Genomic DNA, 26059 nt, shown 5'->3' on the forward strand with positions numbered 1-26059 from the left:
GAAACGGACATCCTCACCGTCACGCCGCGGACCGCCGGAAAGCAAACCCAGGACCCCCACACAGACCATCACCAGCCCGGACGTCGGCACCGACCCGCGGGAACCTCACACAGACTGACGCTCAACACCAGGCCGGCGGCACCGGCCTGCGGCATGGACGAACCCGGCAGGCCAATGGCAGAATCGGCAGACAACGAAGCTCCTGGTTTTGCGCGTGGTGTCTCGACAACCCACGTCCTACCAGGAGCTTTGTTATATCTGACGCACCGTCCACATCGTGATCGAGTCGCAACCAGCGATCGTCAAACCACCCCACACACCATCAGACCACCCTTAACTTTAGGGCAGTGGGCAAAGCACCCTACGCCTGTCCCGCTCCATCCCGGTCAGTTCCGGCGTTCCGGCCCGGACCCACGCGTCTGCGACGCGAGCGTTGGCGGATCGGAACGTGTTCTCCCAACTGTGCGCCTGCCGGGGCATGCCGTTGCTGCTCAACCAGACCGCCAGTGGCTCAAGGCCAGCCGGTGTGCGGCGAAACAGCCGCAGCCGGTCGGTCTCGTTGAGCGCGTTGAGCGAGAGCCAGGTGTCTCCCCGTGCGGTGAGCACGCGGACGGTGCGGCTGTGCGGGTTGTGGCCGGTGACGATCTGAGCACTGGAAAGCCGCTCGTAGCGACCCGCACGCTGAGCGCGCCCGATCGCTTCCGCCCGGGATCCTTCGAGAGGGTCCATGTAGCCCGTCACAGCTTTCACCACGGCACGCGGGATCCGATAGCTTCGGCCGTACCGACCGCCCTTCGCGCACTCCCGCGCCAGCCATGCCCTCGGAAACCGGCCCGAGGTGCCCGGCTGCGGTAGCTCGACGTCAAGAATGGTCGCCCACTCGGTCAGCCGCAGACCGGTGCCGTACAAGCCGTCGACGAACGCCGCGTCGCGGTCCTCGTTGAAGCCACGCCAGTGATCTGGGCGCCGCCCATCGAACTCGTACCCGCGCAGGCCGACATCGCGCCACTGCTCAAACGCTTGGCGCAGGAGCCACTTCGGGTCGCGCCGCGGTGATCCGGCCGGCCGGTCCGGCATCCGACGACTGCGAACCTGCCCTCTCGTAGGTTTGTCTTGGACTGGTCGCGTCGGGATCGGATTGAGCACGCCGTACTCGCTTGAAGCCCACCGGTAGAAGCTGCTGAGCGCCGCGCGATCGGTATCGAACGACATCGCCCCCACACGGTTGGGGTTGTGCGAGTCGGTCATTCTCCAGTGCTTGAAATCGTAGTAGTCGCGTGCCGTCACATCGGACCACGAGCGCCCGCGACGCTCCAGGAAGTTCAGCCACACCACCAACGTGTAGGCATACCGCCTCCAAGTCCGTGGCCTGTTCGAGGAGATCCAGCTGAACCTGAAGAACATATTGATCCGCGCGTCGGGGCCGCGGACGAGGGAGATCAGAAGCGGTGTGCCGTCGCGTGCGCCGTTTCTCTGTGCTCGCGCGTGAACGTCTCCGAAGCCCTGCAACACCTCATCACCGCTGGGCGCGAGCAAAGGGGCTCGGAACTCGTAGAAGTCGACAACCCATGACCCACCAGGCTGTTCCAAGTTACTCTCCCGAATCTGTAAAACCGACAGATGTGAGAAGAGTAGAGAAGGGCGCGGGACTCGACCTGGAAGACGCCCACCGAGTCGGCGTCGCAGAGCATGTCGTAGACCTTCTCGTCCTGCTCGGGCACGGTGCCGAGGGTCAGGTCCACGCCGTGCTGCTCGCGCACCAGATCGAAGGTGTCGTGCAGCGCGCCGAGCATCCCGAGTCCGAGCAGGTCGAACTTCACCAGGCCGGCGTCCGCGCAGTCGTCCTTGTCCCACTGCACGACGGAGCGGTTCTCCATCCGGGCCCACTCGGTGGGCACGACCTCGGCGACGGGACGATCGCACAGGACCATGCCGCCGGAGTGGATGCCCAGGTGCCGCGGCAGCCCGTGCAGGCGCGTGGCCAGATCGAGGACGTCGGCGGGGATGTCGGCGGTCTGCAGGTCCATCGCGCCGGCGTAGGGGCCGAGCTGTTTGGTCCAAGCGTCCTGCGCGCCGGGGGAGTAGCCGAGGGCGCGTGCGGCGTCGCGGATCGCCATGCGGGCCCGGTAGGTGATCACGTTGGCGACCTGGGCGGCGCGCTCGCGGCCGTACTTCTCGTAGACGTACTGGATGACCTCCTCGCGGCGCCCGGATTCGATGTCCAGGTCGATGTCCGGGTAGCCGTCCCGCTCGGGGCTGAGGAAGCGTTCGAAGACCAGGTTGTGCTTCACCGCGTCGACGTTGGTGATGTAGAGGGCGTAGCAGACGGCCGAGTTCGCGGCGGAGCCGCGGCCCTGGGCCAGGATGTCGTTGTCCCGGCAGAACTTCGCGATCTCGTAGACGATCAGGAAGTATCCGGAGAACCGCATCTTGGCGATCACGCCGAGTTCGTAGTCGAGTTGCCGGTAGGCGTCGGGACGCTCGCGGCGCGACCCGTAGCGCCGGCTCGCGCCCTGTTCGACCAGGGCGCGCAGATAGCAGGACTCGTCGCCGTACTCGGGAGGGACCCGGCAGTCCGGCAGGCTCGGGATCACGGCGTCGAAGTCGAACGCGCACTGCCGCGCCAGCTCGACGGTGCGCTCGAGGATGCCGGGGAAGCGGGCGAACCGCGCCGCCATCTCCTCTCCGGAACGCAGGTGCGCGGTCGGACCCGCGGACAGCCATCCGTCGATCTCGTTGAGGGACCTGCGCGCCCGCAGCGCGGCCAGGGCGCCGGCGGTCGGGAAGTCGCCAGGGGTGGCGTAGTGCACGTTGTTGGTCGCGATCGTCGTGGCGCCGTACCGGCGGGCGAGCTGTGCGAGGGCGTCGTTGCGGGCGTCGTCCCCGGGTGTGTCCTGGTCGATCAGCTCCACCACGACGTTGTCCGCGCCGAACAGCGCGCGCAACCGGTCCAGTTCCCGTGCGGCGGCGTTCTCGCCGCCCCCGGCCAGCGCGGCGGGGACCAAGCCCTTGCGGCAGCCGGTGAGCACCGCCCACCGTCCGGCCGCGCGCGCCGCCAGTTCCTCCAGATCGTAAACGGCTCTGCCTTTGCCCGCCCCGGCCAGGCGGGCGTCCCCGATCGCCTTAGACAGCGAGCGATAGCCGTCGAGGTCGCGGGCCAGCAGCAGCAGGTGCGCGCCGATCGGATCGTTCACCCCGGTGCGCTCGGCCGTGTCCGCGGCCAGCGACAGTTCCGCGCCGAACACCGTGGCCACCCCGGTGTCCTTCGCGGCCTGGGCCAGGCGCACCGCCCCGTACAACCCGTCGTGGTCCGTGACGGCGAGCGCTTCGAGGCCCAGCCGCGCGGCCTCGGCGACCAGTTCCTCCGGCTCGTTGGCGCCGTCGAGGAAGCTGAATCCGGAGTGCGCGTGCAGTTCGGCGTAGGGGACCGGAGCGGGGGCGCGGCGCACCTGCGGTGCGGGCTTCTCGGCGCGTTTCGCGGTCAGTTCCCCGTGCTTCGCCCAGGACAGGACCTTGTCCAGTTCCCGCCACGGCATGACCGGGTTGTTGAAACTCACTGACGCACCTCCTCCACCCGTCAGCGGCTTGGGCACACGTGGCGGCGGGCAACGCCGTACCGCATGCCGCGTATCACCTACCGCAGCTCCCGGTCTTCAGCGCTGCTCACCTGCGGTGGACGCCCAGTCGGCCACGTCCATCGGACTCTGCGCGGGCCGGCGCGCGGCGGCCGACGCAATGGCCGGCATCCGTGCAGGTCAACCCTGCTGGATTCGAACTGGTGACCGAATTTCACCTTGCCAGTCTCGACCCTTGCCCATCGCGCGTCAACCTGTGTATCTATGTGTGCGCCAGCCCGGCTCTCCGAACTACTACGCGGGAAAGCGGACCCGGTCACCTCGACCGAGTACGCCGTCGCCGACCTCGGCCCCGCGACGCCGCCGCCCAACTCGCCGCGATCATGCGTGGGTACTGGAGCATCGAAGCCCTGCACCAAGCACGCGACACCACCTACACCGAAGACCGGCGGAGTCTCGCAATCACTCCGCGTGATCCGGAGGCGCGAAAGACTGCATTCGGTGCACCGTCGAGTAGCGGCCTCCTATAGTTGGTTCGCTGACGCGTGGCGACCAGATTCGGTGCCAGATTCGTAGCCTTGCTTCGCAAGACTCATCGTGATCATGGGTCTATCGTGGTGGATCGAGGACGGGGTTAGGTGGGTCGTCGATGAAGTATGAGCCGAATGACAAGCACAAGAAGCCTTGGCAGCGTGGCGCGCGTGGGTCACTGTGCCCAAGAGATGCTGATGGACCCTCATTACTTGACCGTAGTGAGATCGATCCGAAGGAGCCGAAGACCCGTTACGCGACGGACGGAGTTCGAGCATACTGTGGCTATGAGCATGCCCCAGGATGCTGGCACGGCTTCCCGGTCTCGTGGAGGGAAGTTCCAGAGAAGCTTTGGCGTGCGTGGCTGGCTGACAAGCGGATCACCAGGCGTGCGCTGAGAGAGTATTGGTGACTCACGTGGCATGGAGTAGCTGGGAAATGCAAGCGGGTGATCCCGCTACTTTTGCATTCAAGCTTGCCTTTCTTCAGAATCCTCACGACAACGATCGTTCATCCCCTGAAGAAAACGCCTCATGGGGCTCCTTTGCGATCTGGGCTCAAGGTGAGAATCTATGCTCTCATTTCGAGCTTGGGGAGCGGATCGACGCTTGCCATTGGTACATGGTACCGCTGATTGAATGGCTGATCGAGAATTGGGACCCGCTTCTTCATGAAGAGCGTCTGAAGCTTTCGAATGCTGGCACGACTGCGGCTCAAGCTATGGCAAAGAGTCGAATGCCGCCCTTGACTCTGAAAGAAACGGATGAGTTCGAGTGGTTGGATTCTTGGGCAACATGGTGGAGACGACACTCGATCCGGGCATCTCGTCAGGGGGGTATGTTCCCCGACTTGTATATTCGGCGTTATCGCGATCAGGTGGAGATCTCCACTGGAGCTGAGTCATTGCCGGGAATCCCTGAAGATCATTACTTTCTCGCCCCAGATCGCTCATATTTCGTTTGCCCTCAACAGGTTTCTGAAGCGCTGTTTACTGTATTGCGGGCCGCTATACAAGAGCTGCGCAGAAGAATGCCAGATTCGGCTCGATTTGTTACTCTTGAGACTTCTGTAGAGCTGCTGGAGAATTCGGAACGTCGAAACTCTCGCATGGCATGGCTTGCTGGTTATGGAGAATCACTCAGCGACTACTTGGCTATCTCTCGACAGGTCGACGACGCGCTTGCCAGCGTTGAACAGGACGTTCGCGACAGTCTGATTTCATTCCGTCGATCGACGGCACTCGTGATAGACGGCAGCTCATACGCGAAGTTGTTGTATGGAGCAATTAGTCCGGATACGACTCTGGATGACGTAGTAAACCTCACTAGAGAGCTAGTTGGCAACTACGTCTTTAATGCGTCTGAGTGGCTGGATAGACTCTTGCTGGAGTTGGATGATTCGGAAGTTTCGAAACTCGCACCGGGAGAACAGGGAAGCAGGCTCGGCGAGCAGGCCTGTGAAATTCTCGGAACTGACTCGAATACCCGCGTCGACATTCGGGCGATTCTAGAGGACCTGGGAATTCTGATCACGGATCTAGAGCTATCTGATCCTCATTTGCGGGCCATTTCTGTCTTTGGTCCAAACCAGCGGCCACACATCTACTGCAACACGGGATTCACCAATCTCAAGGGGGGTCATAAAGAACCCGTTAATCGGTTCACCTTGGCGCATGAGCTATGCCATCTGTTGCTCGATAAAGAGCTTGGAGACGAGCTGGCGGTCGCAAGTGGGCCCTGGGCGCCGGCAGCAATCGAGCAGCGGGCGAATGCGTTTGCTGCAGCGTTCCTCATGCCTACATGGGTGCTACGCGACCAGGTCGCCGCGTTGACAGCCCCGCTCGATACGCCCAACAGCATTCTCAGGATCGCGCGAAATCTTGATGTGAGCGCATCCTCTCTCGTCGATAGATTGCTGAATCTCGGTGAACTCACATTCGACGACAGGATTCGGCTCAGGTATCTTTGCTGATTAACCGCATCGACGATACCAATCAAGCATGGGCTGTGGGCGGTAAGCCACGTTCGAGGTAGATCTGCATCACGGCAGACGACCGGCACGGTTCCGGCCTCATCCGTACACCCCCTCCACCCGCCACTTGCCGCCCTCCACCGCGAGCAGCCAGGCGCGCCCGTCGGCGGTGACGCACTGCAGGCGGGCGCGGCGGCGGTGGGTGAGCGGATCCCACCAGGACTCGTTGTAGACCCACGGGCCGGCCCAGCCGGTCACCTCCAGCCGCTCGCCCAGGACGACGAGCAGCGCCGGCTCGCCGGTCAGCCGGGCGCGGCCGGTGACGCCGACCGGGCCGCCCCCAGCGGTGCGCAACTCGGCCGGGTGGGGCTCGGCCGGCAGCAGCGGGGGAGCGGGCGGCGGCACAGCCCCCGGCCACGGGGCCGGCGCGGCGGCGCGGCCGCGGGCCCCCCGGCCGGCCGCCGGGTCGGCGCCCGCCTCGGGCAACTCGCCCCACGGGATCGTCGAGACCTGCGACGCCGGGTCGCGGCCGCCGGCCAGCAGGGGCCGGCGCACCCCTTCGTGCCCGAGCAGCCCCTGCACGCGCTCCGCCGCGCGGTTGACCCGGTCCGGGATCTGCTCGCTGCCCCACAGCGCCTGCTGGCTGCCGCGGTCGACCACCAACTGGTCCGGGATCAGCCGCAGCACCACCACCGGGTCCGCGACCGGGTACGACTCGCGGGTGCGCCAGCCGTCCAACTGCCAGCGCACCCGTTCGGCGACGGCGAGCGCGGACAACCGGCCGCCGAGCGCGTCGCCGTGGCGCCACAGCCGGTAGCAGCCGCGGCCGCTCGCGGTGACGATGTCGATGCCGAGCCGGGTGCAGGCCACCCCGGCCGCGGCCAGAGTGGCGTGCAGCCGGTCCGCCAGGGCCTTGCCGGCGAACGCCACGGGCTCGTCCCGCTCGGCCGGCGGGTCGAACTCGTGTATCGCGGACAGGTCGTCGGCGGGGCGGCGGGCAGCGGGCGGGCGCGGGTCCAGGCCGCGGGCCAGCCGGTGCGCGAGCAGGCCCTCGACGCCGAAACGGCCGGCCACGTCCGGGCCGCTCAGCGCGGCGAACGCGCCGAGGGTGCGGATACCGAGCCGGTCCAGCGTCCCGGCCAGAGCGGGCCGGTCGAGCACGGCCACCGGATAGGGGGCGAGGAAGTCCGGGCTGGCGCCGGGCTCGACGATCACCGCGTTCTCGGCGGCGGGCCGCCGGGCGGCCAGGGCCGCGGCGAACGGGCCGTCGGCGATGCCCACGCCGCAGCCGATCGGACTGCCGGAGGCGGTGGCCAGTTCGGCGACGGTGTCGCGCACCAGATCGGCCAGGGGCCGCTCACCGCCGTAGTACCGGGCCGGGCCGCGCGCGTCCAGGGTGATCAGGCCGGGCCGCACCACCTCGATGGAGGCGGCCAGGTCCTCGGCGGCGGCCGCGATCGGCTCGAACTCGCGCGCCTCGCGGGCCTCGTCGCGCCGATACACCACCAGCTGCGGGCAGAGCCGCTGGGCGTCGCGCACGCGCTGCCCGCGGCGCACCCCGTTTTCCCGGGCGGCGGGGGAGCAGGCGGTCACCACGCGGCGCGCGCCCTCGCCCTCCAGGATGGCGACGGGGACGTCCAGGTCGGCTCCCGCCGCGGTGACCGGCCAGTCCGGGCACCACAGCGCGAGGGTTCGCAGAGGTCTGGTCTCCATGGCGGGAAGGAGCGGCGCGGGTGTCAGGCTGCGGGGCCGACCGTGGCGGCGGCCAGGCTGAGGCGGGGCGTGTCGCACAGGGAGCGCACGGCTCCGGTCTCGTCCGGCAGCCAGAGCCGGGCGACGCGGGGACGCCCGGCGGTAGCGCGACCCTGGGCGACGACGGTGGCGCGACCGGCGGTCAGGTGGCCGGTCCCGGCGGTCGGGCCGACACCGTCCAGGCCGGTCCAGTCGGTGCGCGCGACGCGCAGTGCCAGGCGCGCGGTCGGCCAGCCGCCGAGGACCAGCAGCGCCGCGCTGTGCCTGGTCCCGGCCGAGCGGCCCTGGCGCAGGCGGGCGTCGATGCGCTGGGCGGTGGCGGCGGGTACCGGCGTGTCGGGGCGCACCAGCAACAGGTCCACCCCGTCCGCGAGCGTGGCGGTGATCTCGGCCCACTGCTGTGCCGGCTGCGGGACCAGCAGGAGCCGGTCGAGCGCGGCCTGGCGCCGGGCGGCGGGGCCGAGCAGCCCGGACAGCGCGGCCAGACCGAGATCCGCGACGCCGACCGCGGCGCACCACAGGCCGGCCTTCAGCGCCTCGGCCAGCAGGGCGAGAGCCAGGTAGTCAGGACTCTGTTCCCGAGTGGGCAGCGCGGCGGCCTCTCCCCGGCGCAGGCCGCCGGGCAGGAGTCCGAGCAGGGGCTCGGGTACGGGCACGAACTCGGATTCGGACGCGGGTGCGGTCGCCGGTGCGGGCACGGCGTCGCGGGGCTGTGCCGGCGCTCTCCCGGGCCCGCCGAGCCTGCGCACGACGGCCTCGGCGGGCAGTCGGCCCATCGCCGAGGCCAGTGCGGCCAGCCGTTCCCCGCCTTCGAGTGTTTCTTCGAACGTTTGAACGACCGGCATGTCTCCTAGTGTTGCTCGCTCCCGTGTTCGATGTCAACTGGAGTAGAAGAAGTCACGAACCCGCCCATCTGCGCCCTTATCCGGCACTGGCGAGGGTGAAGGGCAGGACCGCCGGCGCGCCGGCCCGGAGCAGCAGGCGCGCCGTGACGGCCAGCGTCCAGCCGGAATCGGCCAGGTCGTCCACCAGCAGCACCGGGCCGCCGGCCCGGGCCAGCCGGTCGGTCAGGTCGGCGTCCACGCGGAAGGCGTCATACACCGACCGCAGCCGCCACGCGCTGTTCGCGCCGCCGCCGGGCGGGCCGTCCGCCACCCGCGCCACCGTGCCGAGCAGCGGCAGCCGGCCGATCTCGGCGATCCGTTCCGCCAGCGAGCCGACCAGCAGCGGGCGCCTGCGCGAGGCGATCGCGACCAAGCCGACCGGTCGGCCGGCGCCGCTCCACCGCTCGGCCGGGTCCCCGCTTGAGGACCACTCGCGCAGCACCTCGACGACGCCCGCGACGAGCCGGTCCGGCACCGGGCGGTCGGGCGCGGCGGCGTCCAGCAGTTCGCGCAGCAGCGAGCCCCAGCCCAGATCGGTCAGCCGGGCCACCGCCCGTCCCGTCGCGTGCTGCTCCTGCGGCGGGATCTTCCCGCGCAGGTCCACGCCGACCGAGGGCATGCCGGTCGGCCACTGCCGCCGCGGCTCGATCGGCACTCCGGCCCGGTGGCTGTGCGCGTCCGCGGCAGCCACCGCCGCGGCCGAGGCATCGGCCGACAGCCGCAGGCCGGTGCAGTTGTCGCAGCGCCCGCAGGGTTCGGCGTACGGGTCGTCCAGTTGCCGGCGCAGGAACTCCATCCGGCAGCCGCTCGTCGCGGCGTAATCGAGCATGGCGCGTTGTTCCTGCTCGCGGGCCGCGGCGATGCGGGCGTACCGCTCCTCGTCGTAGGTCCACGGCGCACCGGTCGCCGTCCAGCCACCGGAGACCCGCCGGACCGCGCCGTCGGCGTCGAGAATCTTCAGCAGCAGTTCCAGGCGGCTGCGGCGCAACTCCACCCGCGGCTCGATCGCCATGGTGGACAGGGGCTTGGGCGACTGCCCGAGTAGCGCGAGCACCTGTTCGACCACCGCGCGGGGCGGAAAGGCCAGGGAGGCGAAGTACCGCCAGATCGCCTGGTCCTCGGGGCCGGGCAGCAGGATCGCCTCCGCCCGCGCCACACCGCGCCCGGCCCGGCCCACCTGCTGGTAGTAGGCGATCGGCGAGGAAGGCGCGCCCAGGTGCACGACGAATCCCAGGTCCGGTTTGTCGAATCCCATGCCCAGCGCCGAGGTCGCCACCAGAGCCTTGATCCGATTGCCGAGCAGGTCCTCCTCGGCTTCCCGGCGCTGCGCGTCGTCGGTGCGGCCGGAGTACGCCGCCGCTGGGTAGCCGCGCTCGCGCAGGAAGAGTGCGCTCTCCTCGGCCGCGGCCACCGTGAGGGTGTAGACGATCCCCGAACCCGGCAGCTGACCGAGGTGGTCGGCCAGCCAGGCCAGCCGGTGCGCGGAACCGGACTGCGCGCCGCCGGAAGGCCGGATCACGGACAGGCACAGGGACTCGCGGTCCAGCGGCCCGCGCAGGATCAGCGGCGCCGCGCCGCGCCGGTGGCCGGCGGCTTCGCGCGCCGCCTCGGCGTGCGCTCCGCCGGGCGCGCCGACGAAGTCCAGCCCGGTGCCCAGCTGTTCGGCGACGTCCGCGGTGACACGGGCGTTCGCGGTGGCGGTGGTGGCCAGCACCGGCAGTCCCGGCGGCAGGTGCGCGATCAGCGTGCGCAGCCGGCGGTAGTCGGGTCGGAAGTCGTGCCCCCAGTCGGAGATGCAGTGCGCCTCGTCCACCACCAGCAGGCCGGTCTCGGCGGCCAGCTTCTCCAGCACGTTGTCCCGGAACTCGGGGTTGTTCAACCGCTCCGGGCTGATCAGCAGCAGGTCCACGGTGCCGAGCCGGATGCGCTCCTCGACCTGCGACCACTCGGTGAGGTTGGCCGAGTTGATGGTGGCCGCGCGCAGCCCGGCGCGCTCGGCCGCGGCGATCTGGTTGCGCATCAGGGCCAGCAGCGGCGAGACGATCAGGGTGGGTCCCGCCCCGCGCGCCCGCAGCAGCGCGCTGGCCGCGAAATAGACCGCCGACTTGCCCCAGCCGGTGCGCTGCACCACCAGGGCCCGGCGGCGGTCGGCGACCAGGGCCGCCACCGCCTGCCACTGGTCCTCGCGCAGCCGGGCCCCAGGCCCGGCCAGCGCACTGAGCACCGCTTCCGCCTCGGCGCGCAGCGCCACGCGGTCATCGGTGCCGGCGTGGTGGCCGGCCGTGGGCCCGGGTTCGTCGATCACCAGTCCTTTCTAGCGGATCGCACCGACAGCGCGCCCCCGAAAGCGTTCGTTCTGTGGATAACTCGGGCGGATCAGGCTCCGAGCGCCCCCTCCAGGGCCTTCGCCATCGCGCCCGCGCCCCGCGCGTTCGGGTGGAACGGCGCCGCAGGAGCCGTCGGCGCGGGCAGTGGGTTACCCGCTGGTAGCTGCCGTGATGATGAACGCCCGGATTCACCTCACGTCAACAAGTCCGCCGCGCTCAGCATCCTGCTTGGTCAGGTCTTTGCGTGCGGTAACGCGCTGCTGCCACAGCCTGCGCGCCGTCCACTGCATGAGTAGGGCCGCGATGAGTAGGGCCACTGCGACGATGCCGTCATCCCAGTAGTGGTTGCCGGTGGCCACCACGACGAAGACCGTCATCGCGGCGTGCGCTACGCCCACGTAACGCCACCGCGAAGGGCTGACCCGGTAGACGCACACGGCGACGAGCGCCGCCCAGCCCACATGCACCGAGGGCATCGCCGAAAGCTGATCCGCCCGGAACCCGGCGACCGAGCCGTACACCGACTGCCCGTACTTCATCGCGGTGTCGACCATGCCCAGATCCGGGATCATCCGCGGCGGCGCGACCGGCATCAGCTGGATCAGCAGGCACGAGGCGGTCAGCAGCGCCAGCGTGGTACGCCAGCGCGAATAAGCGTCCCGATGCCGGGCGAACAGCCAGAGCAGGAAGACGATCATCACGCTGAAATGCATGGTGTCGTAGTAGAGGTTCGTGGCCTGCACGATCAGCGGGTGCGGCAGGACCCAGTCCTGCACGGTGCGCTCATTGAGCAGATGCGCGGACCGCTCGCTGTTCCAGATCCACCTGCCGCGCCCGACGGCCGCGTACGTCCCGTTGCCGGACAGCGAGCCCGCGAACTGCCAGAGCGCATACAACCCGATGATCAGGGCCGCTTCGCGCAGAAACGGTTGGGCGCGCGGGAAGGCCCGGCGCCGCAGCAGCGCGCCCCATCCGACGGCCAGCACCCCGGCGATGACCGTGGCTTCCTGCCAGGTCCACATCAGGTTCGGCATTTGTGGCCATTCTAGGATCGGTGAGCGCGTCGCGGGTTTCCCGGTGCGGGCTGGAACGGGCGCTGACCAGTGTGCCGTATCGGCTCTGCGCCGCGGCGGGCGCTACGGCGCGGGATCCAGAGCGGTGCTGTCCACCGCGTCCACTTCTGGTTCGGCCGCTTCGCCTGCGGCCGCTTCACCCTCCGCGTCCACACAGATGTCCGTGTCGGCGTCGGCGTCCACGCCGATGTCCGCGTCCGCGTCCGTGCCCTCCGCATCGAGCGCGGACTCGGCTTGGACGGGCGCGGCAGGCAGCATGAGACGGAACACCGCGCCCTGGCCGGGTGCGGTGTGCACGGATGCCTTACCGCCGTGTGCTGCGGCGATGGCGGCGACGATGGCCAGCCCGAGACCGGCACCGCGATCGCCGGTTGCACTGCGCGAACGCGCGGGATCCGCGCGATAGAAGCGTTCGAAGACGCGCCCGGCCGCCTGCTCACTCATGCCGGGGCCGGTGTCCGCGACCTCCAGCAGGTAGTGGCCCGGCTCGGCGACCCCGTCCGGGCTCGGGCGCACCCGCACCGATACGCGCGTGTCCGGCGGAGTGTGCCGCATGGCGTTGTCCAGCAGGTTGTCCAGCGCCTGGCGCAACCGGGTCTCGTCGCCGATGACCACCGGCTGACCTGCGCCGCAGGCCCGCTCGACACGCAGTTCAATCAGCCGGCTCGGCTGGCGCGCCCTGGCTCCGGTGATCGACTCGGCGGCCAGCGCGGCCAGGTGCACCCGGTCCCGGGACAGCGGCCGCTGCTGGTCCAGCCGGGCGAGCAGCAGCAGATCCTCCACGAGAACGCCCATCCGCAGCGCTTCCTGCTCGATCCGGCGGATCAGGTCGGGCATCTGCCGCGAGTCCGCGGCGCCCTGCCGGTAAAGCTCGGCGAAACCGCGGATGGAGGTCAGCGGGGTGCGCAGCTCGTGGCTGGCGTCGGCGACGAACTGGCGCATGCGCCGCTCCGAGTCGCGGGCGGCGGCCTCGGAACGTTCCCGGGCGCTGAAGGCCGCCTCGATCTGCCCGAGCATGCCGTTGAGCGCACTGGCCAGCCGGCCGGTCTCGGTCTTCGGATGGCCGCCGGACACGCGGCGGGACAGGTCGCCCGCGGAGATCGCTTCGGCCGCGGCCTCGATCTGGGTCAGCGGGCGCAGCGCGGTGCGCACGATGATGGACCCGAGCACGATGAGCGCCGCGCCGACCGCGGAGTCTATGGCGATCTCCAGGCGGCTCAGCTGCGCCACGGTCGCGTCGACGTCGGTGAGGCTGGTGGCGACCAGCACGTACCCCGGCACGGTCACGGTCGCCGAAGGCAGGCCGGCCCCCGCGGCGGACTGGATGGCGTCCGCCAGCGAGTTGGTGTGCTTCGGCGGCGAGGGGGCCAGGTGGTACAGCGTCGGCACCACCACGGCCTCCCAGCGCAGCCCCGGCTTGGTCAGGTTGGTGAGAATGAACGAGTCGCCCGACTGCGCGGCCGCCGACAGCGCGGTACGCGAGGGCAGCTCCGGCAGCACGGTCGAGCCGTTCACCCAGGCGGGACACGAGGCGACTATGTGCGCCTGCCCGGAGGCGTTGATCAGCTCCGTGGCGTTGTCGTTGGGCAGGCCACCGCAGTTGAGCCCGTTGCTCAGCGGCTTGTAGCGATGGGCCTCGGCCACCGCGCTGCCGAACGCCCGCAGCTGCTGCCCGTTCTGGTTGATCAGATAATCACGAAGCAGCGAGATGCCGATGAAGCCGGTCACCGTGAGCGCGAGGGCGACCAGCGCGAGGGCACCGGCGACCAGCCGCGCCCACAGCGGCGTGCGGTTCCACGTCCACCGCACGGTGCCGCCCAGCGCGCCCGCGGGACGGGCTCCTCGGCGCTTCACATCGCACCCTCCGGCTGGGGTCGCGGTCGGTCCGTCAGTCTGCCTCGTGCGGTTCCCGCAGGATGTAGCCCAGGCCGCGCACGGTGTAGATCATCCGCGGGCCCTGGCTTTCCAGTTTGTGCCGCAGGAAGGAGATGTACGACTCCACGATGCCGTGCTGGCCCGCGAAATCGTAGTTCCACACCCTGTCCAGGATCTGCGCCTTGGACAGCACCCGTCCACTGTTGAGCATCAGATACCGCAGCAGTTTGTACTCGGTCGGGGACAGTTCTATCAGCCGGCCCGCCCGGCGCACCTCGTGCGCGTCCTCGTTCAGCTCCAGGTCACCGACCCGGTAACGGGCCGCGGAAGGCGTGTCGCCTCGGGTGCGCCGCAGCACCGAACGGATCCGCGCCACCACCTCTTCCAGGCTGAACGGCTTGGTGACATAGTCGTCCCCGCCGAGGGTCAGGCCGGTCACCTTGTCCTGGAGGGCGTCGCGCGCGGTGAGGAACAGGATCGGCACCTGCCGGGACTCGCGCAGCCGCCGGGCCACCTGGAAACCGTCCAGGTCGGGCAGCATGACGTCCAGCACCACCAGGTCCGGCGGGTCCTGCTCCGCGCTCTCCAGCGCGTCGCGCCCGGTGGCCGCCGCGGCCACCTCGAAGCCGGAGAACCGCAGGCTCACCGAGAGCAGTTCGCGGATGTTCGGCTCGTCGTCGACGACGAGCAGGCGCGGGGCTGGGTCATCGGGCATCGGCACGCTGCCGATCCTGCGCCGCGCCGCTGAACGTCTCCTGCCTGTTTCCTGAACATGGGCTGCAAGCCTGTCGGAGTCCATAGGGGGATCATCCCTCGTCCGGGCGGTGAATTTCAGGGTCTTTCCAGAAAGCGCCCAGCGCACTTTCAGCCGCCGCGTGTCCACTGAGCCTTGGTAACAGCCCGGTCACGAGCGCGGATGGATGAGGTCATGCGGATCCTGGTGTTGGGTGCGGACGGCTACCTCGGCTGGCCCACCGCCCTGTACTTGTCGGACCACGGCCACGACGTCGGGGTGCTCGACAACTTCGCCCGGCGCGGGTACGACACCGAGCTCGGCGTGCGCAGCCTGGTGCCCATCGCCTCGTTCGAGGAACGGATCGAGACCTGGCGCGAGGTGTCCGGCAGGCAACTGGCCTCGTACGTCGGCGACCTGACCGACCCGCAGTTCGTCAGCGCCGCGGTGGCCGGCTTCCGGCCGGACGCCATCGTGCACTTCGCCGAGCAGCGCGCCGCGCCCTACTCGATGATCGACCGTGCGCACGCGGTGTACACGCAGACCAACAACGTCGTCGGCACCTTGAACCTGCTCTACGCGATCGCCGAGACCGATCCGTCGATCCACCTGGTCAAGCTCGGCACCATGGGCGAGTACGGCACGCCCAACATCGACATCGAGGAGGGCTGGCTGGAGATCACCCACAACGGGCGTACCGACCGGATGCTCTACCCGAAGCGGCCCGGCTCCTTCTACCACCTGTCCAAGGTGCACGACAGCCACAACATCGAGTTCGCCTGCCGGATCTGGGGGCTGCGCGCCACCGACCTCAACCAGGGCGTCGTCTACGGGCAGCAGACCCCGCAGACCGCGCTGGACCCGCGGCTGGCCACCCGCTTCGACTACGACGCGGTGTTCGGCACCGTGCTCAACCGCTTCGCGATCCAGGCGGTGCTCGGGCACCCGCTGACCGTGTACGGCACCGGCGGACAGACCCGCGGGCTGATCGACATCCGGGACACCGCCGAGTGCATCCGGATCGCCTGCGAGAACCCGGCCGGGCCGGGGGAGTTCCGGGTGTTCAACCAGATGACCCAGTCGCTCTCGGTCGAGCAGATCGCCAAGACGGTGGCCGCCGCCTACCCGGGAGCAGTCGAGGTGGACTACCTCGACAACCCGCGGGTCGAGTCCGAGAACCACTACTACAACGCCGTGCACACCAGCCTGGAGCAGTTGGGCCTGCGCCCACACCTGCTCTCCGACACGCTGATCGAGTCGCTGTTCGCGCTCGTCGAGCAGCACCGGGACCGCATCGAGCCGGAGGCGATGCGCCCGGCGGTGCAGTGGCGCAGGCAGAGCAACCCGTCCTCGGCCATCGTCGCCGCGCGGTGAGCGCGCGGATGGCGCAGGCGGTGAACGCGCAAACGACGGAAGCGGTGAGCGCGCGGATGGACGAGCCGAAGCAGGACTTGGCCGGGCGCCGCATCCTGGTCACCGGCGGCGCGGGCTTCATCGGCGGACACGTGACCCGCCTGCTCGCGGACGCCGGGGCGAGCGTCGTGGTCGCGGACACCGCGCCGTGCGACGTACCGGACGGGTGTGTAGCTCTGACCGGCGACCTGCGCGACCCGGCCTTCCGGGACGCGGCGGTCACCGCCGGACTGGACGGGATCGTGCACCTCGCGGCCGCCACCTCGGTGCTGGCCTCCGTGCGCGACCCGGCCGGGGTGCACGAACTCAACGTCACCGCGACCGCCGGGCTGCTGGAACTGGCGCGGCTGCGCGGGGTGCCCCGGTTCCTGCTGGCCTCGACCAACGCGGTGGTCGGCGACGTGGGCACCGCGGTGATCGACGAATCCTCGCCGCTGCGGCCGCTGACGCCCTACGGCGCTTCGAAGGCGGCCTGCGAGATGCTGCTTTCCGGCTACGCCGGCGCGTACGGCATGGCGACGTGCGCATTGCGCTTCACCAACGTCTACGGTTCGGGCATGGCGCACAAGGACAGCTTCGTCCCGCGGTTGATGCGCGCGGCGCGCAGCGGCGAGACGATCCGCGTCTACGGCGACGGCAAGCAGACCCGTGACCTGGTGCACGTCGAGGACGTGGCGCGCGGCGTGCTGATCGCCTGGTCCGCGCAGGCGCTCGGGCCACTGGTGATCGGCGCCGGCCGGTCGGTCAGCGTGCTGGATCTGGTCCAGGCCGCGCGCGAAGCCACCGGCAGGCCGCTGCCCGCCGAGCACGTCCCGGCCCAGACCGGCGAGATGCCGGCCGTGGTGGTCAGCATCGCGCGCGCCCGGGCGCTCGGATACGAGCCCCGCGTGGGGTTGGAGCAGGGACTGGCCGGGGTCTGGCAGGACCTGCGCGAGCAACGGCCGTGACCGCGACGGCTGCGCCCGCGGCGGCCCGGCCGGCCCGCTTGCGCCCGGCCGCTGCCCCGGGCCGGCTGCTGCGCGCCGCGCGCGAACACTGGTTCTTCACGCTGCTGTTCGCGGCCGGGGCGGTGGGCCGGCTGCTGGCCCTGCAGGCGTACCGGCCGCTGCTGAGCAACCTCGACTCGTTCTGGTACGTCGGCAACAGCGGCCCGCTGCTGCCGCAGGGCGAGGACCCGATCGGCTACTCCCTCGTGATCCGCGGTTTCGAGGACGTGGCCAACCTGCTGACGCTCGCCGCGTTCCAGCACCTGCTGGGCCTGGCAGCCGGGTTGTGCGTATACGCGCTGCTGTGGCGCCGCGGCGCGCCGAGGAGCCTGGCGGGTCTGGCCGCCGCGCCGATCCTCCTGGACGCCTACCAGTGGCAGATGGAGGAGTACCTGCTCAGCGATGCGGTCTTCCTCGCGATGATCACCGGCGCGCTGGCCCTGCTGGCCTGGCGCCGCAGGCCCGGCGCGAAGGCGCTCGCCGCGGCCGGCCTGCTCCTGGGCGCGAGCGTCGTGGTGCGGTCGATCGGCGAGGTCGCGATCGTGCCCGCGCTGCTGTTCGCGCTCTGGGCCTGCGGGCCGCGCTGGACGCTCCGGCTGCGGTCGGCCGCGCTGCTGCTGGCCGGGTTCCTGCTGCCGGTGCTGCTCTACGCCTGGGACATGCAGAGCAACACCGGGCAGTTCACGCCCACCTCGGCGACCGGCGCGGCGATGCTCTACGGCCGCGCGGCGACCGTCGCGCACTGCGCGTCGATGCCCCCGGACCTCGCCGCGATCTGCCCCACGGGCACGGTGGCCCAGCGCCTGGCCACCGGCCCCGACTTCTACGACAACAACCCCGGCTCGCCGCTGGCGAAGATCGCGAACGACCCCGACGCCCCGAACCTGGAACACCGGTTCGGAATGTACGTGATCGAGCACCGGCCGGCCGCGTTCGCGAGCGCGGTCGGCCGGGACTTCGCCGCCCTCTTCCTCTCCCCGCGCCAGGACGTGCCCGGCGCCACGCCGATCAGCCGCTGGCAGTTCTTCACCACCTACCCGATCTGGGCCGACGACCGTACGCCGGCGTCGCTGTTCGGAAGCGTCGGCGAGCAGTCCGCCTCCGCGAACACCGGCCTCGCGCAGGGGCTGCTCGACTATCAGCTGGGCGGCGGCTACACCCCCGGCTACTTCTTCGGCGCCGCGTTGCTGGCCGGGCTGGCCGGATCGGCCGGCCTGACCCGCCGGGCCCGGCGCAGCCCGCTGCGCCCCGCCTGCTTCCTGTTCACCGCCGGCGCGCTGGCGCTGCTGCTCGGCGCGGACCTGTTCCAGTTCTCCTGGCGCTACCAGCTGCCCGCGCTCACCCTCCTGCCGCTCGGCGGCGCGCTCGGCCTCATGGCGCTGCTCGGCCTGGACAAGCGGCCCCGGCCGCCGCTGGCCGCCTATCCCGACCCGATCGACGCCGCGGCGGTCCGCGACTTCCACGACCGCTACGGCGAGCGCCCGGATCTCGCCCCGGTCGTGATCGTGATCGCCGCGTACAACGAGGCCGAGGCCATCGGCCCGGTACTGGAGAGCCTGCCTGCCGCGTGCCGCGGTCTGCGCGTCGCCGCGCTGGTCGTGGTGGACGCGGCGACCGATGCGACCGCGCAGGTCGCGCTCGAACACGGCGCGTACACCTGCGTCGCGGACCAGAACCGGGGCCAGGGCGCCGCGCTGCGCCTGGGCTACCGGCTCGCCCGTGAGGGCGGCGCGCAGTACATCGTGACCACAGACGCCGACGGGCAGTACGACAGCGCGCAACTGCCGCGGCTGCTCGCCGCGCTGCTCGACGGGGAGGCGGACTTCGTGACCGGTTCCCGCGTCCTGGGCAGCCATCAGACCCGTGATCCGGTACGCCAGCTCGGCTGCCGGGTCTTCGCCTTCGTGGTCAGCAGGCTGATGCACACCCGGGTGACCGACACCTCGTTCGGATTCCGCGCAATGCGCGCCGAGGTGCCTGCCTCGCTCACGCTGGAACAGCCCCAGTACCAGTCCTCTGAGCTGCTTATCAGTGTTCTGGCTGCTGGATACCGCGTCGCCGAGGTGCCGATGACGATCCGTCAGCGCGAGGCGGGGCAGACGAAGAAGGGCGGGAACCTGGTGTACGGCTTCCGATACGCCCGCGTCGTCCTGCGCACCTGGTGGCGGGAGCGGCGCCGCGCGGGTCAGCCGCCCTCGGCCGTCGCGGTGGCGGGGGAGGAGCGCCTGGCCGAGAACACCCAGCCGTCGAAGAGCACGAACTTGATCACGAACACGAACCCGTAGGCGGCCAGATACACCACGCCCAGCAGGAACGAGCGCTCGCCGCGGTCGCTGACGGCGTGCCGCACCATGCCGTCCGCGGCGGTGGTCGCCGCGATCGCGAGCGCGGCCGTGCCCAGCGTGATCACCCAGTACGGGAGCAGTTCCCGCCACGCCGGCGCCCGGTCCCGGCCGCTCCACGCCCAGCGGCGGTTGAGCAGGTAGTTGGGCACCGCCCCGGCCACCCACGCCACCAGCGCGGCGGCCTGCGGCCCGAGGCCGAGCAGGCCGTAACCCGCCACCAGCACGATCTCGCTGCATGCGGTCGCGACCAGCGACCCCGCGGCGTACCGCAGGAAGGTGCCCCAACGCCGGGACGCGGCCACGGTCTTGAGTATCGACACGCTGCTCCTTTCCCGCCGACCGTAACCCCTGAGCCTGAAAGTAATCTCCAAGTCCCGTTAGACTCGCCGATCATGCGCTTCGAGGTGGACGCCCTGCTGTTCGACATGGACGGAACCCTGGTCGACTCGACGGCTTCGGTGCTGCGCGGCTGGCGGACCGTCTCGGCCGAGTTCCCGGTCCCGCCCGCGCTGTTCGACGCCGTGCCCCGGCACGGCCGTCCCGCCGTGGAGATCCTGGCCGACCTGTTGCCGCGCGAGCTGATCCCGGCGGCCGCCGCGCGGCTCGACGAACTGGAACGAACCGACACCGGCGACGTGGTGGCGCTGCCCGGCGCCGCCGGGCTGCTGGCGGCCGCGCCCCCGGGCCGCTGGGCGGTGGTCACCTCGGCGGGCCGAGCGCTGGCCGGGGCGCGGCTCGCGGCAGCCGGCATCGACGCGCCGCTGCTGGTCACCATCGACGACGTGAGCCGGGGCAAGCCGGACCCGGAGCCGTTCCTGCTGGGGGCCAAGCTGCTGGGCGTCCCGCCGCAACGCTGTCTCGTGTTCGAGGACGCACCCGCCGGGCTCGCCGCGGCGCGCGCCGCCGGAGCGGCCACGGTCGCGGTGGCCACGACCCATCCCGCCGGCGCCCTGGACGCCGACCTGGTACTTGCCGACCTCGCCGCCGTGCGTATAGCGGCCGCCGCCCCGCACGGCGCCGGCCCGATCGTCGTCACCGCGCACTGAGCCTAAGCCGCCGTCGGCGGCTTCGTCGCGCGCCGGCGCCGACGCGTCCACCAGATCTCACCGAGCACCACCGCGACCAGGCCGACCGCGGTCACGATGGTCAGCGGGTACGCGATCGTGCCGTGCGGAGCCCAGAATCGCAGCGTGACGGTGTGCTTGCCGGCCGGGACCGCCACGGCCACCAAGCCTTCGTCCGCGGCCAGCAGGGGCGTGTGCTTGCCGTCCACAGTCGCCGTCCAGCCGACCTGGTCGGCGTCCGCGACGACCAGATAGCCGGCGCCCTGCGCGTTCACCGTCGTCGCGATCGTGTCCAGTCCGTCGTCGTCGACACTGACCGCAGCCGGCAGGCCGGAGGCGGCCGGGACCTGGTGTGAGAACACCACCGAGTCGGCGCCCACCTGGCCGGAGGCCAGCAACTGCACGCGCTGGTACCTGCTGTTGACGACCTGGCTGTTGGCCGCCCAGCGGATGCGCGGCTGAGCGTTCAGGCGCCGGTAGATCGCGTTGGTGCCCACGTGCACGAGCCGCAGCCCGTCGTCTCCGCCGATCACCGTGCTCAGCGCCGGTACTGAGTCGCGCACGGCGGCGATGGTCAGCGGCGCCTGGGCGTGCAGCGTCACGGTGGCGGTCAGCTGCGTCCCGGCGGTCACCGCGTCGGCCGTCACCGGCAGGGTGAAGACCTTGGTCGGGTCGATGGTGTCGGTCAGCCGCCTCGAATCGGCGACCCGCGCGCCGCTCGCGTCGCTGAGCGCCACCTCGACCCAGCTGTTCGGGTCCGCCGCGCCCAGTGAAGCCGGGATGGCGCCCTGCAGCGCGATGCCGATCCCGCGCACCGGCCCGTTCACCGGGACCGGCGCGGTCACGGACTGGCCGGGACGCAGCGTGAGCTGCGAGCCGTCGCCCTGGCTGTCGGTCTCGGTGCCCAGCACCGGATCGTTCACCTCGGTCACGAAGTACTTGGTGCCCAGCAGGTCCAGGATCGGGCTGGCGGCCGTCGCGGTCGACGCGGCGAAGTCTATGTACGTCCCGTACGGGACCGGGTCGCCCGGAACCGCCTTCACCAGCCTGGTGAAGTTGTCGTTGATGAAGGCGTGCCCGTTGACCGAGCGTAGGCCGTAGGCGACGTTCGCGCCGAAGATCATGCCCGTGTTGCTGGACGCGTAGCGCTGCCCGCCGAGATTCGCCGCGAGGAACGAATGCGTGTCCGTCACCGGATAGAACGTGCTGACCGGGGAGTTCGGGTAGTACAGCGACACGAAGCTCGCGCTCTGCCCCGCGATGATCAACGGCAGGGCGGCCGCCGCGGCGAAGCGCGCCTTGCGCCACACGCGGTCGTAGTCCGGCCGGTGCATGCGCTGCGCGGCGAGCCACAGCACCACCACGCACGCGATCGCGGCCAGCACCAGCAGTCCCGCGCTGCCCATCTCACGCCAGAAGAGCCCCACGACCGCTGTTTCGTCGTGTTGGCTGCGCAGCAGGGCCTGCTGGCCGACGGCGCGGCGCTCGCCCCACCACAGCAGCAGGCCGCCGAACGCGGCGGCCGTGACGCCGACGCCGACCGCCCAGCGGGTCGCCGAGCGGGATCGGGCGGCCGTTCGCCGCGCCCGGTGGCGCAGCAGCAGTTCGAAGCCGATCCCGGTGAGCACCGCCAGCAGGAAGCCGACCACGCTGCGGGACCTGCCGATGTAGTTGATGGCGAACAACGAGCGCAGCCCGGGCGCGTGCTGCATTACCGCCAGCGGCCAGCCGCCGACGTAAAGCAGTTCCCCCCACGCGAGCACCGCCACCGTGAAGAAGGCCCACACGCCGGCGGGCAGCATGGCCCGACCCGGGCGGACCAGCGCGAAAGCCACGAGCACAAGGACCGCGGCGCCGGCGCTGATGTAGCTGGCGAACTCGACGTAGTTGAAGCCGAGGTAGAACAGCGGCAGGCGGGCCGGGTCCGCGGTGCCGAACGCCCACGGGGCGACCGCGGTCAGCAGGGCGGTGACGTCCACGTGCTGGCGGGCGTCCTGGGCTCGGGTCTGGGTATACCAGCTGCTCAGGAACCCGGCGAAGGGGAGAAGCTGGAAGGCCGCCAGGCCGATGCCCGCGGCGGCGCCGGCTGCGGTCCCGGCCACGGGCCGCCAGGCCCGGCGCAGTCGCCCGCGATGGTCGGCGGCGACCCGGACCACCGTGTACGCCGCCGCGGTCAGCAGTGCGTAGCCCGCGACCGACGGGAAACCGCTCAGCAGCAGCGAGGCGACCGGAAGCGAGATGAGCGCGGCGTCCCGCAGCCGCCGCTGCTGGAGGTACCGCTCGAGCGTCCAGAACAGCGCCGGGATCAGCGCCGCGACCCTGGTCTGCGGAAAGTTGAGCCACACCACCATGAACGCGCTGGTCGAGTAGACCAGGCCGGCGGTCAGCGCCGCCGGCCTGGACAGTCCGAGCCGGCGCAGGAACAGCAGGCACCCGCCGACCGCGACGATGATCTCCAGCAGCCGCTCGTAGGCCGGCGCCAGCCAGGTCGGCAGCACGTAATACGGGATGCTCAGCGGCGAGGCCATCGCGTAGTTCGGGGTGGCGGCCAGCGGGACGCCGCCGCTCATGTACGGATCCCACTGGCCGGCCGTCGGGCCGCCGTCCGCGAGCGCCTGCTTGTACAGGATGTAGCTCGGGAACTCCGAGGTGAACGTGTCGTCCAGGTACATGTTGCTGGTGCCGGTGCCCGCGAAGCCGGCTTCGGCGTACGGGCTGAACTGCACCATCTTGTCCGTCGTGGTGAGCGAGCCGTTGCCGACCAGCGGCGTGCCGATCCCCCACAGCGCGAACAGCGCCACCGCCAGGACCGAGACCACGGTGAGCGCGCGCGGCCGCCGGCCCGGTCGCCGCCCGGTGGCCGCTCCCGCGTCGTCGCCGCCGCTCCCGGCTGCGCCCGGTAAAGGCTGCTCGCCGTCGAGCACCTGGGATGCCGCGGGGTCCTGGCCGGTCAGTGCGTCGGAATCGCTGGTCATCGGTTTCCGTAACGGTTCGGGAGGCTTGGCGGGGGTGGGGGACTGGGTGAACATAGTCACGCCGGATGAAGGGTATCTGAGTGCCGCCCTACGTCCAGCGGCAAATCCGACAGGTGCGTGGCCAAATGTCAGCGATGCTGACTAACCTTGGGACGCCCACGTACGACTGGAAGGAAATCGCGCGTGTTGCTCACAGATCCGGCGAAGCCGCTGTCACGTCAGGCAGCCGCCGGGGCCCCGTCGGGTCGCGAAGAAGAAGCCCCACACGTCACCATCGTGCTGCCGTGCTACAACGAGGACGCGCACGTGCTGCTGGAGGTCCAGCGGATCTGCGCCGCGATGGACGGCGCCGGCTACAGCTACGAGCTGCTGGCCGTAGACGACTCCTCGACCGACCAGACGCTGCAGGTGCTTCTGGCCGCCGAGGAGGAGCACCCCAACCTGAAGGTGGTCTCGTTCCGGCGCAACGGCGGCGCAGGCACGGTGCGCCGGATAGGCACGCAGATGGCGCGCGGCGAGATCGTGGTGTGGACCGACGCCGACATGACCTATCCCAACGAGCGCATCCCCGAGCTGGTAGCCATGCTCGACACCGACTCGAGCATCGACCAGGTCGTCGGAGCGCGCACCAGCGAAGAGGGGACGCACAAGCTGCTGCGCGTCCCCGCCAAGTGGCTCATCCGCAAGATCGCCGAGCGGCTGGTCAACCAGCGGATCCCGGACCTCAACTCGGGCCTGCGCGCGATGCGCCGCGAGGTGGCGCTGCCCTACCTGCGGCTGCTGCCTCCCGGGTTCTCCTGCGTCACCACGATCACCCTCGCGTTCCTGTCCAACCAGCACGATCTGGCGTATGTGCCGATCGAGTACGGCAAGCGTTCCGGGGTCTCGAAGTTCAAGTTCGTCAAGGACGCCTACCGCTACATCCTGCAGGTCCTGCGGATGGTGATGTACTTCAACCCGCTCAAGGTCCTGATGCCCCCGGCGCTGTGGCTGGTGACCATCGGCTTCGGCAAGGCGGTCTACGACATCGTGATGCACCCGGTGCGGATCGCCGGGGACACCGTGCTGCTCTTTCTCACTGGTCTGATCATCGGGGCGCTCGCGCTGCTGGCCGACCTCATCGTGCGCTCCCGAGGGGAGTGACCCTCCGGCGTCAGCCGGCCAGCCGAGCACGCACGACCAGCCCCGTTCCGGCCCGCGGGAAACCGCGCTGCACGTACCGGAACGGGGCTGTCCCGAAGCGCGCCACCCCGCCGTAGAGCAGGCCACGCGGCTGGAGCAGGCGCGCCGAGGCCCCGGTGCGCTGTTCCATGGACTCCTGCGGCGCCGCGGCCAGTTTCCGCTTTCCGACCGCGTTGCGCGCGCTCTCCAGCAGGTATCCGAGCGGCATGCCGTACTCACGCGCCTCGATCTGCGTGAAGCCGGCCTTCTCCAGCAGCGCGGCCAGTTGCGCGCGCTCATAGCGCCGGAAGTGCCCGGCGAGCACGTCGTGCGCCCCGTACCGGCCCTGACGGGCGGGAACCGACAGCAGCAGCCAGCCGCCCGGGCGCACGCGCCGCGCCCACGATTCCAGCGCCGCGGTGTCGTCCTCGATGTGCTCCAGCACTTCGAAGGCGCAGACCAGGTCGAAGCGCTCGGCCGGGTCGAGCGCGTCGGCGACCTCGTTGCGCACCTCCCCGCGCCCGCCGAGCGCGATGCGCGCCGTCGCGACCGCGAAGGACTCGGGGCTCGGCTCCAGCCCGAGGTAGCGGTAGCGCGCGGCGAGCCGCACCCCGACCGACCCCATGCCGCAACCTATCTCCAGCACGTCCGTGACGCCCTCTGGGATCATCCGGCGCACGAGGTCGAAGCGCAGCCAGGCGTTGGGCGCCAGCGGAGCGAGCCGGTCCATCGACGGCCGCCGGTCGGCCGCGGCGGGCACGAACCCGCTCGCCGCGGCGGCGGCGGTGGCGGATATCTTCGGACTCTGCTCGCTCATGCCGGGCCTCTCGTGACGCTCTCGCCGTCGTACGCGGTCAGTTGTTCAGTGTTCGGTCCGCCGGACGATCCGCCGATGCGCTCGTTCAGCGGTCTGACGATCTGCTCTGCCGCGAAGGAGCTTAGCGCCAGCCGGCGCGCGGCCTGGCGGGCCCGGCGCAGCTCGCCGCGGTCGCGGGACAGCCGCAGCAGCGTCTCGGCCAGCGCCTCGGCGTCGCCGGACGGCACGAACAGCGCCGCGTCGCCCAGCAGCCGGCGCTGCGGGGCCGTGTCCGAGGTGACGATCGCGCAGCCGGCCGCGGCGCCCTGGAAGACCTTGTTGGGTACGACGCGCAGCGCTTTCGGCCCGGTTCCGAAGATGCCCAGGCACACGTCGTGCCGCGCCACCAGCCGCGGCAGCTCGTCGGGAGCGACCCAGTCCAGCCAGCGCACGCGGGGATTGCCGGCGGCCGCCGCCCGGGTCGCCGGGCCGTCCTGGCCCTTGCCGACCATCGTGGCCTGCACGGGCAGTCCGGCCAGCTTGGCCAGCGCGTCGCCGATGACCGGCGCACCCTGCAGCGGGGTGTACAGGCCGAAGA

The 26059-nt window shown here is 70.6% G+C and carries 17 protein-coding genes and 1 pseudogene; 6 read left to right on the forward strand and 12 right to left on the reverse strand.

What is annotated here, in order from left to right; translation table 11 throughout:
• Positions 1-339: 339 nt before the first annotated feature.
• Positions 340-1404 carry a site-specific integrase gene (locus KGA66_RS20310; protein ID WP_246508165.1) on the reverse strand — a complete coding sequence of 355 codons (1065 nt, stop codon included), beginning with the start codon at positions 1402-1404 and terminating at the stop codon, positions 340-342.
• A gap of 236 nt (positions 1405-1640) precedes the next feature.
• Positions 1641-3557, reverse strand: a pseudogene (gene dnaE / locus KGA66_RS20315) (DNA polymerase III subunit alpha); the annotation flags it as partial.
• 966 nt (positions 3558-4523) lie between these two features.
• Here dnaE and KGA66_RS31760 point away from each other — a divergent pair.
• Complete coding sequence (locus KGA66_RS31760; RefSeq protein ID WP_211469765.1) at positions 4524-6077, forward strand: ImmA/IrrE family metallo-endopeptidase; 1554 nt, start codon at positions 4524-4526, stop codon at positions 6075-6077.
• Between the two features lie 99 nt (positions 6078-6176).
• On the opposite strand, the gene KGA66_RS20325 is transcribed toward KGA66_RS31760, so the two are convergent.
• From KGA66_RS20325 to KGA66_RS20350, 6 genes are all read right to left on the reverse strand, one after another.
• Entirely contained in the window at positions 6177-7790 is a 1614-nt protein-coding gene (locus KGA66_RS20325; RefSeq protein ID WP_211469766.1) for a DNA polymerase Y family protein, read from the reverse strand.
• Positions 7791-7813: 23 nt separating this feature from the next.
• Positions 7814-8674, reverse strand: coding sequence for a DnaE2-dependent mutagenesis accessory factor ImuA' (gene imuA' / locus KGA66_RS20330; RefSeq protein ID WP_211469767.1), 861 nt, complete (start codon positions 8672-8674; stop codon positions 7814-7816).
• Between the two features lie 76 nt (positions 8675-8750).
• Positions 8751-11015, reverse strand: coding sequence for a RecQ family ATP-dependent DNA helicase (locus KGA66_RS20335; RefSeq protein ID WP_438822064.1), 2265 nt, complete (start codon positions 11013-11015; stop codon positions 8751-8753).
• Between the two features lie 213 nt (positions 11016-11228).
• Positions 11229-12074, reverse strand: a complete 846-nt coding sequence (locus tag KGA66_RS20340; protein ID WP_211469768.1) for a phosphatase PAP2 family protein — start codon at positions 12072-12074, stop codon at positions 11229-11231.
• A gap of 102 nt (positions 12075-12176) precedes the next feature.
• Positions 12177-13967, reverse strand: coding sequence for a sensor histidine kinase (locus KGA66_RS31765; RefSeq protein WP_211469769.1), 1791 nt, complete (start codon positions 13965-13967; stop codon positions 12177-12179).
• Positions 13968-14001: 34 nt separating this feature from the next.
• Positions 14002-14703 carry a response regulator transcription factor gene (locus KGA66_RS20350; RefSeq protein WP_211469770.1) on the reverse strand — a complete coding sequence of 234 codons (702 nt, stop codon included), beginning with the start codon at positions 14701-14703 and terminating at the stop codon, positions 14002-14004.
• A gap of 213 nt (positions 14704-14916) precedes the next feature.
• Between KGA66_RS20350 and KGA66_RS20355 the strand changes: the two genes are divergently transcribed.
• From KGA66_RS20355 to KGA66_RS31770, 3 genes are read left to right on the forward strand one after another with little or no spacing between them, the layout of a single operon-like run.
• Positions 14917-16095: an NAD-dependent epimerase/dehydratase family protein gene (locus tag KGA66_RS20355; RefSeq protein ID WP_369015923.1), complete on the forward strand. Its 1179-nt coding sequence runs from the start codon at positions 14917-14919 to the stop codon at positions 16093-16095.
• Positions 16096-16151: 56 nt separating this feature from the next.
• The gene (locus tag KGA66_RS20360; protein WP_246508170.1) at positions 16152-17081 is read left to right on the forward strand and encodes an NAD-dependent epimerase/dehydratase family protein; all 930 of its coding nucleotides are present in this window, start codon (positions 16152-16154) and stop codon (positions 17079-17081) included.
• Positions 17078-19405, forward strand: coding sequence for a glycosyltransferase family 2 protein (locus KGA66_RS31770; RefSeq protein WP_211469773.1), 2328 nt, complete (start codon positions 17078-17080; stop codon positions 19403-19405). The genes KGA66_RS20360 and KGA66_RS31770 overlap by 4 nt, the downstream gene beginning before the upstream one ends.
• On the opposite strand, the gene KGA66_RS20370 is transcribed toward KGA66_RS31770, so the two are convergent.
• A complete protein-coding gene (locus tag KGA66_RS20370; RefSeq protein WP_211469774.1) occupies positions 19306-19785 on the reverse strand; it encodes a GtrA family protein in 480 nt (159 codons plus the stop codon). The two genes, KGA66_RS31770 and KGA66_RS20370, sit on opposite strands and share 100 nt — an antisense overlap.
• Positions 19786-19857: 72 nt before the next feature.
• Here KGA66_RS20370 and KGA66_RS20375 point away from each other — a divergent pair, with 72 nt between their 5' ends.
• The gene (locus KGA66_RS20375; protein WP_211469775.1) at positions 19858-20511 is read left to right on the forward strand and encodes an HAD-IA family hydrolase; all 654 of its coding nucleotides are present in this window, start codon (positions 19858-19860) and stop codon (positions 20509-20511) included.
• 2 nt (positions 20512-20513) lie between these two features.
• Here KGA66_RS20375 and KGA66_RS20380 read toward each other — a convergent pair whose 3' ends face one another.
• The gene (locus KGA66_RS20380; RefSeq protein ID WP_211469776.1) at positions 20514-23504 is read right to left on the reverse strand and encodes a YfhO family protein; all 2991 of its coding nucleotides are present in this window, start codon (positions 23502-23504) and stop codon (positions 20514-20516) included.
• 210 nt (positions 23505-23714) lie between these two features.
• Between KGA66_RS20380 and KGA66_RS20385 the strand changes: the two genes are divergently transcribed.
• On the forward strand, positions 23715-24647 hold the full coding sequence (locus KGA66_RS20385) for a glycosyltransferase family 2 protein (RefSeq protein WP_369015924.1): 933 nt from the start codon (positions 23715-23717) through the stop codon (positions 24645-24647).
• Between the two features lie 10 nt (positions 24648-24657).
• On the opposite strand, the gene KGA66_RS20390 is transcribed toward KGA66_RS20385, so the two are convergent.
• Both KGA66_RS20390 and KGA66_RS20395 read right to left on the reverse strand, forming a co-directional pair.
• The gene (locus KGA66_RS20390) at positions 24658-25482 is read right to left on the reverse strand and encodes a class I SAM-dependent methyltransferase (protein ID WP_211469778.1); all 825 of its coding nucleotides are present in this window, start codon (positions 25480-25482) and stop codon (positions 24658-24660) included.
• On the reverse strand, positions 25479-26059 hold a 581-nt coding region (locus KGA66_RS20395), incomplete at its 5' end, for a glycosyltransferase (protein WP_211469779.1). The genes KGA66_RS20395 and KGA66_RS20390, both read right to left, overlap by 4 nt.

Source organism: Actinocrinis puniceicyclus, from assembly GCF_018283645.1.
GTDB lineage: Bacteria > Actinomycetota > Actinomycetes > Streptomycetales > Catenulisporaceae > Actinocrinis > Actinocrinis puniceicyclus.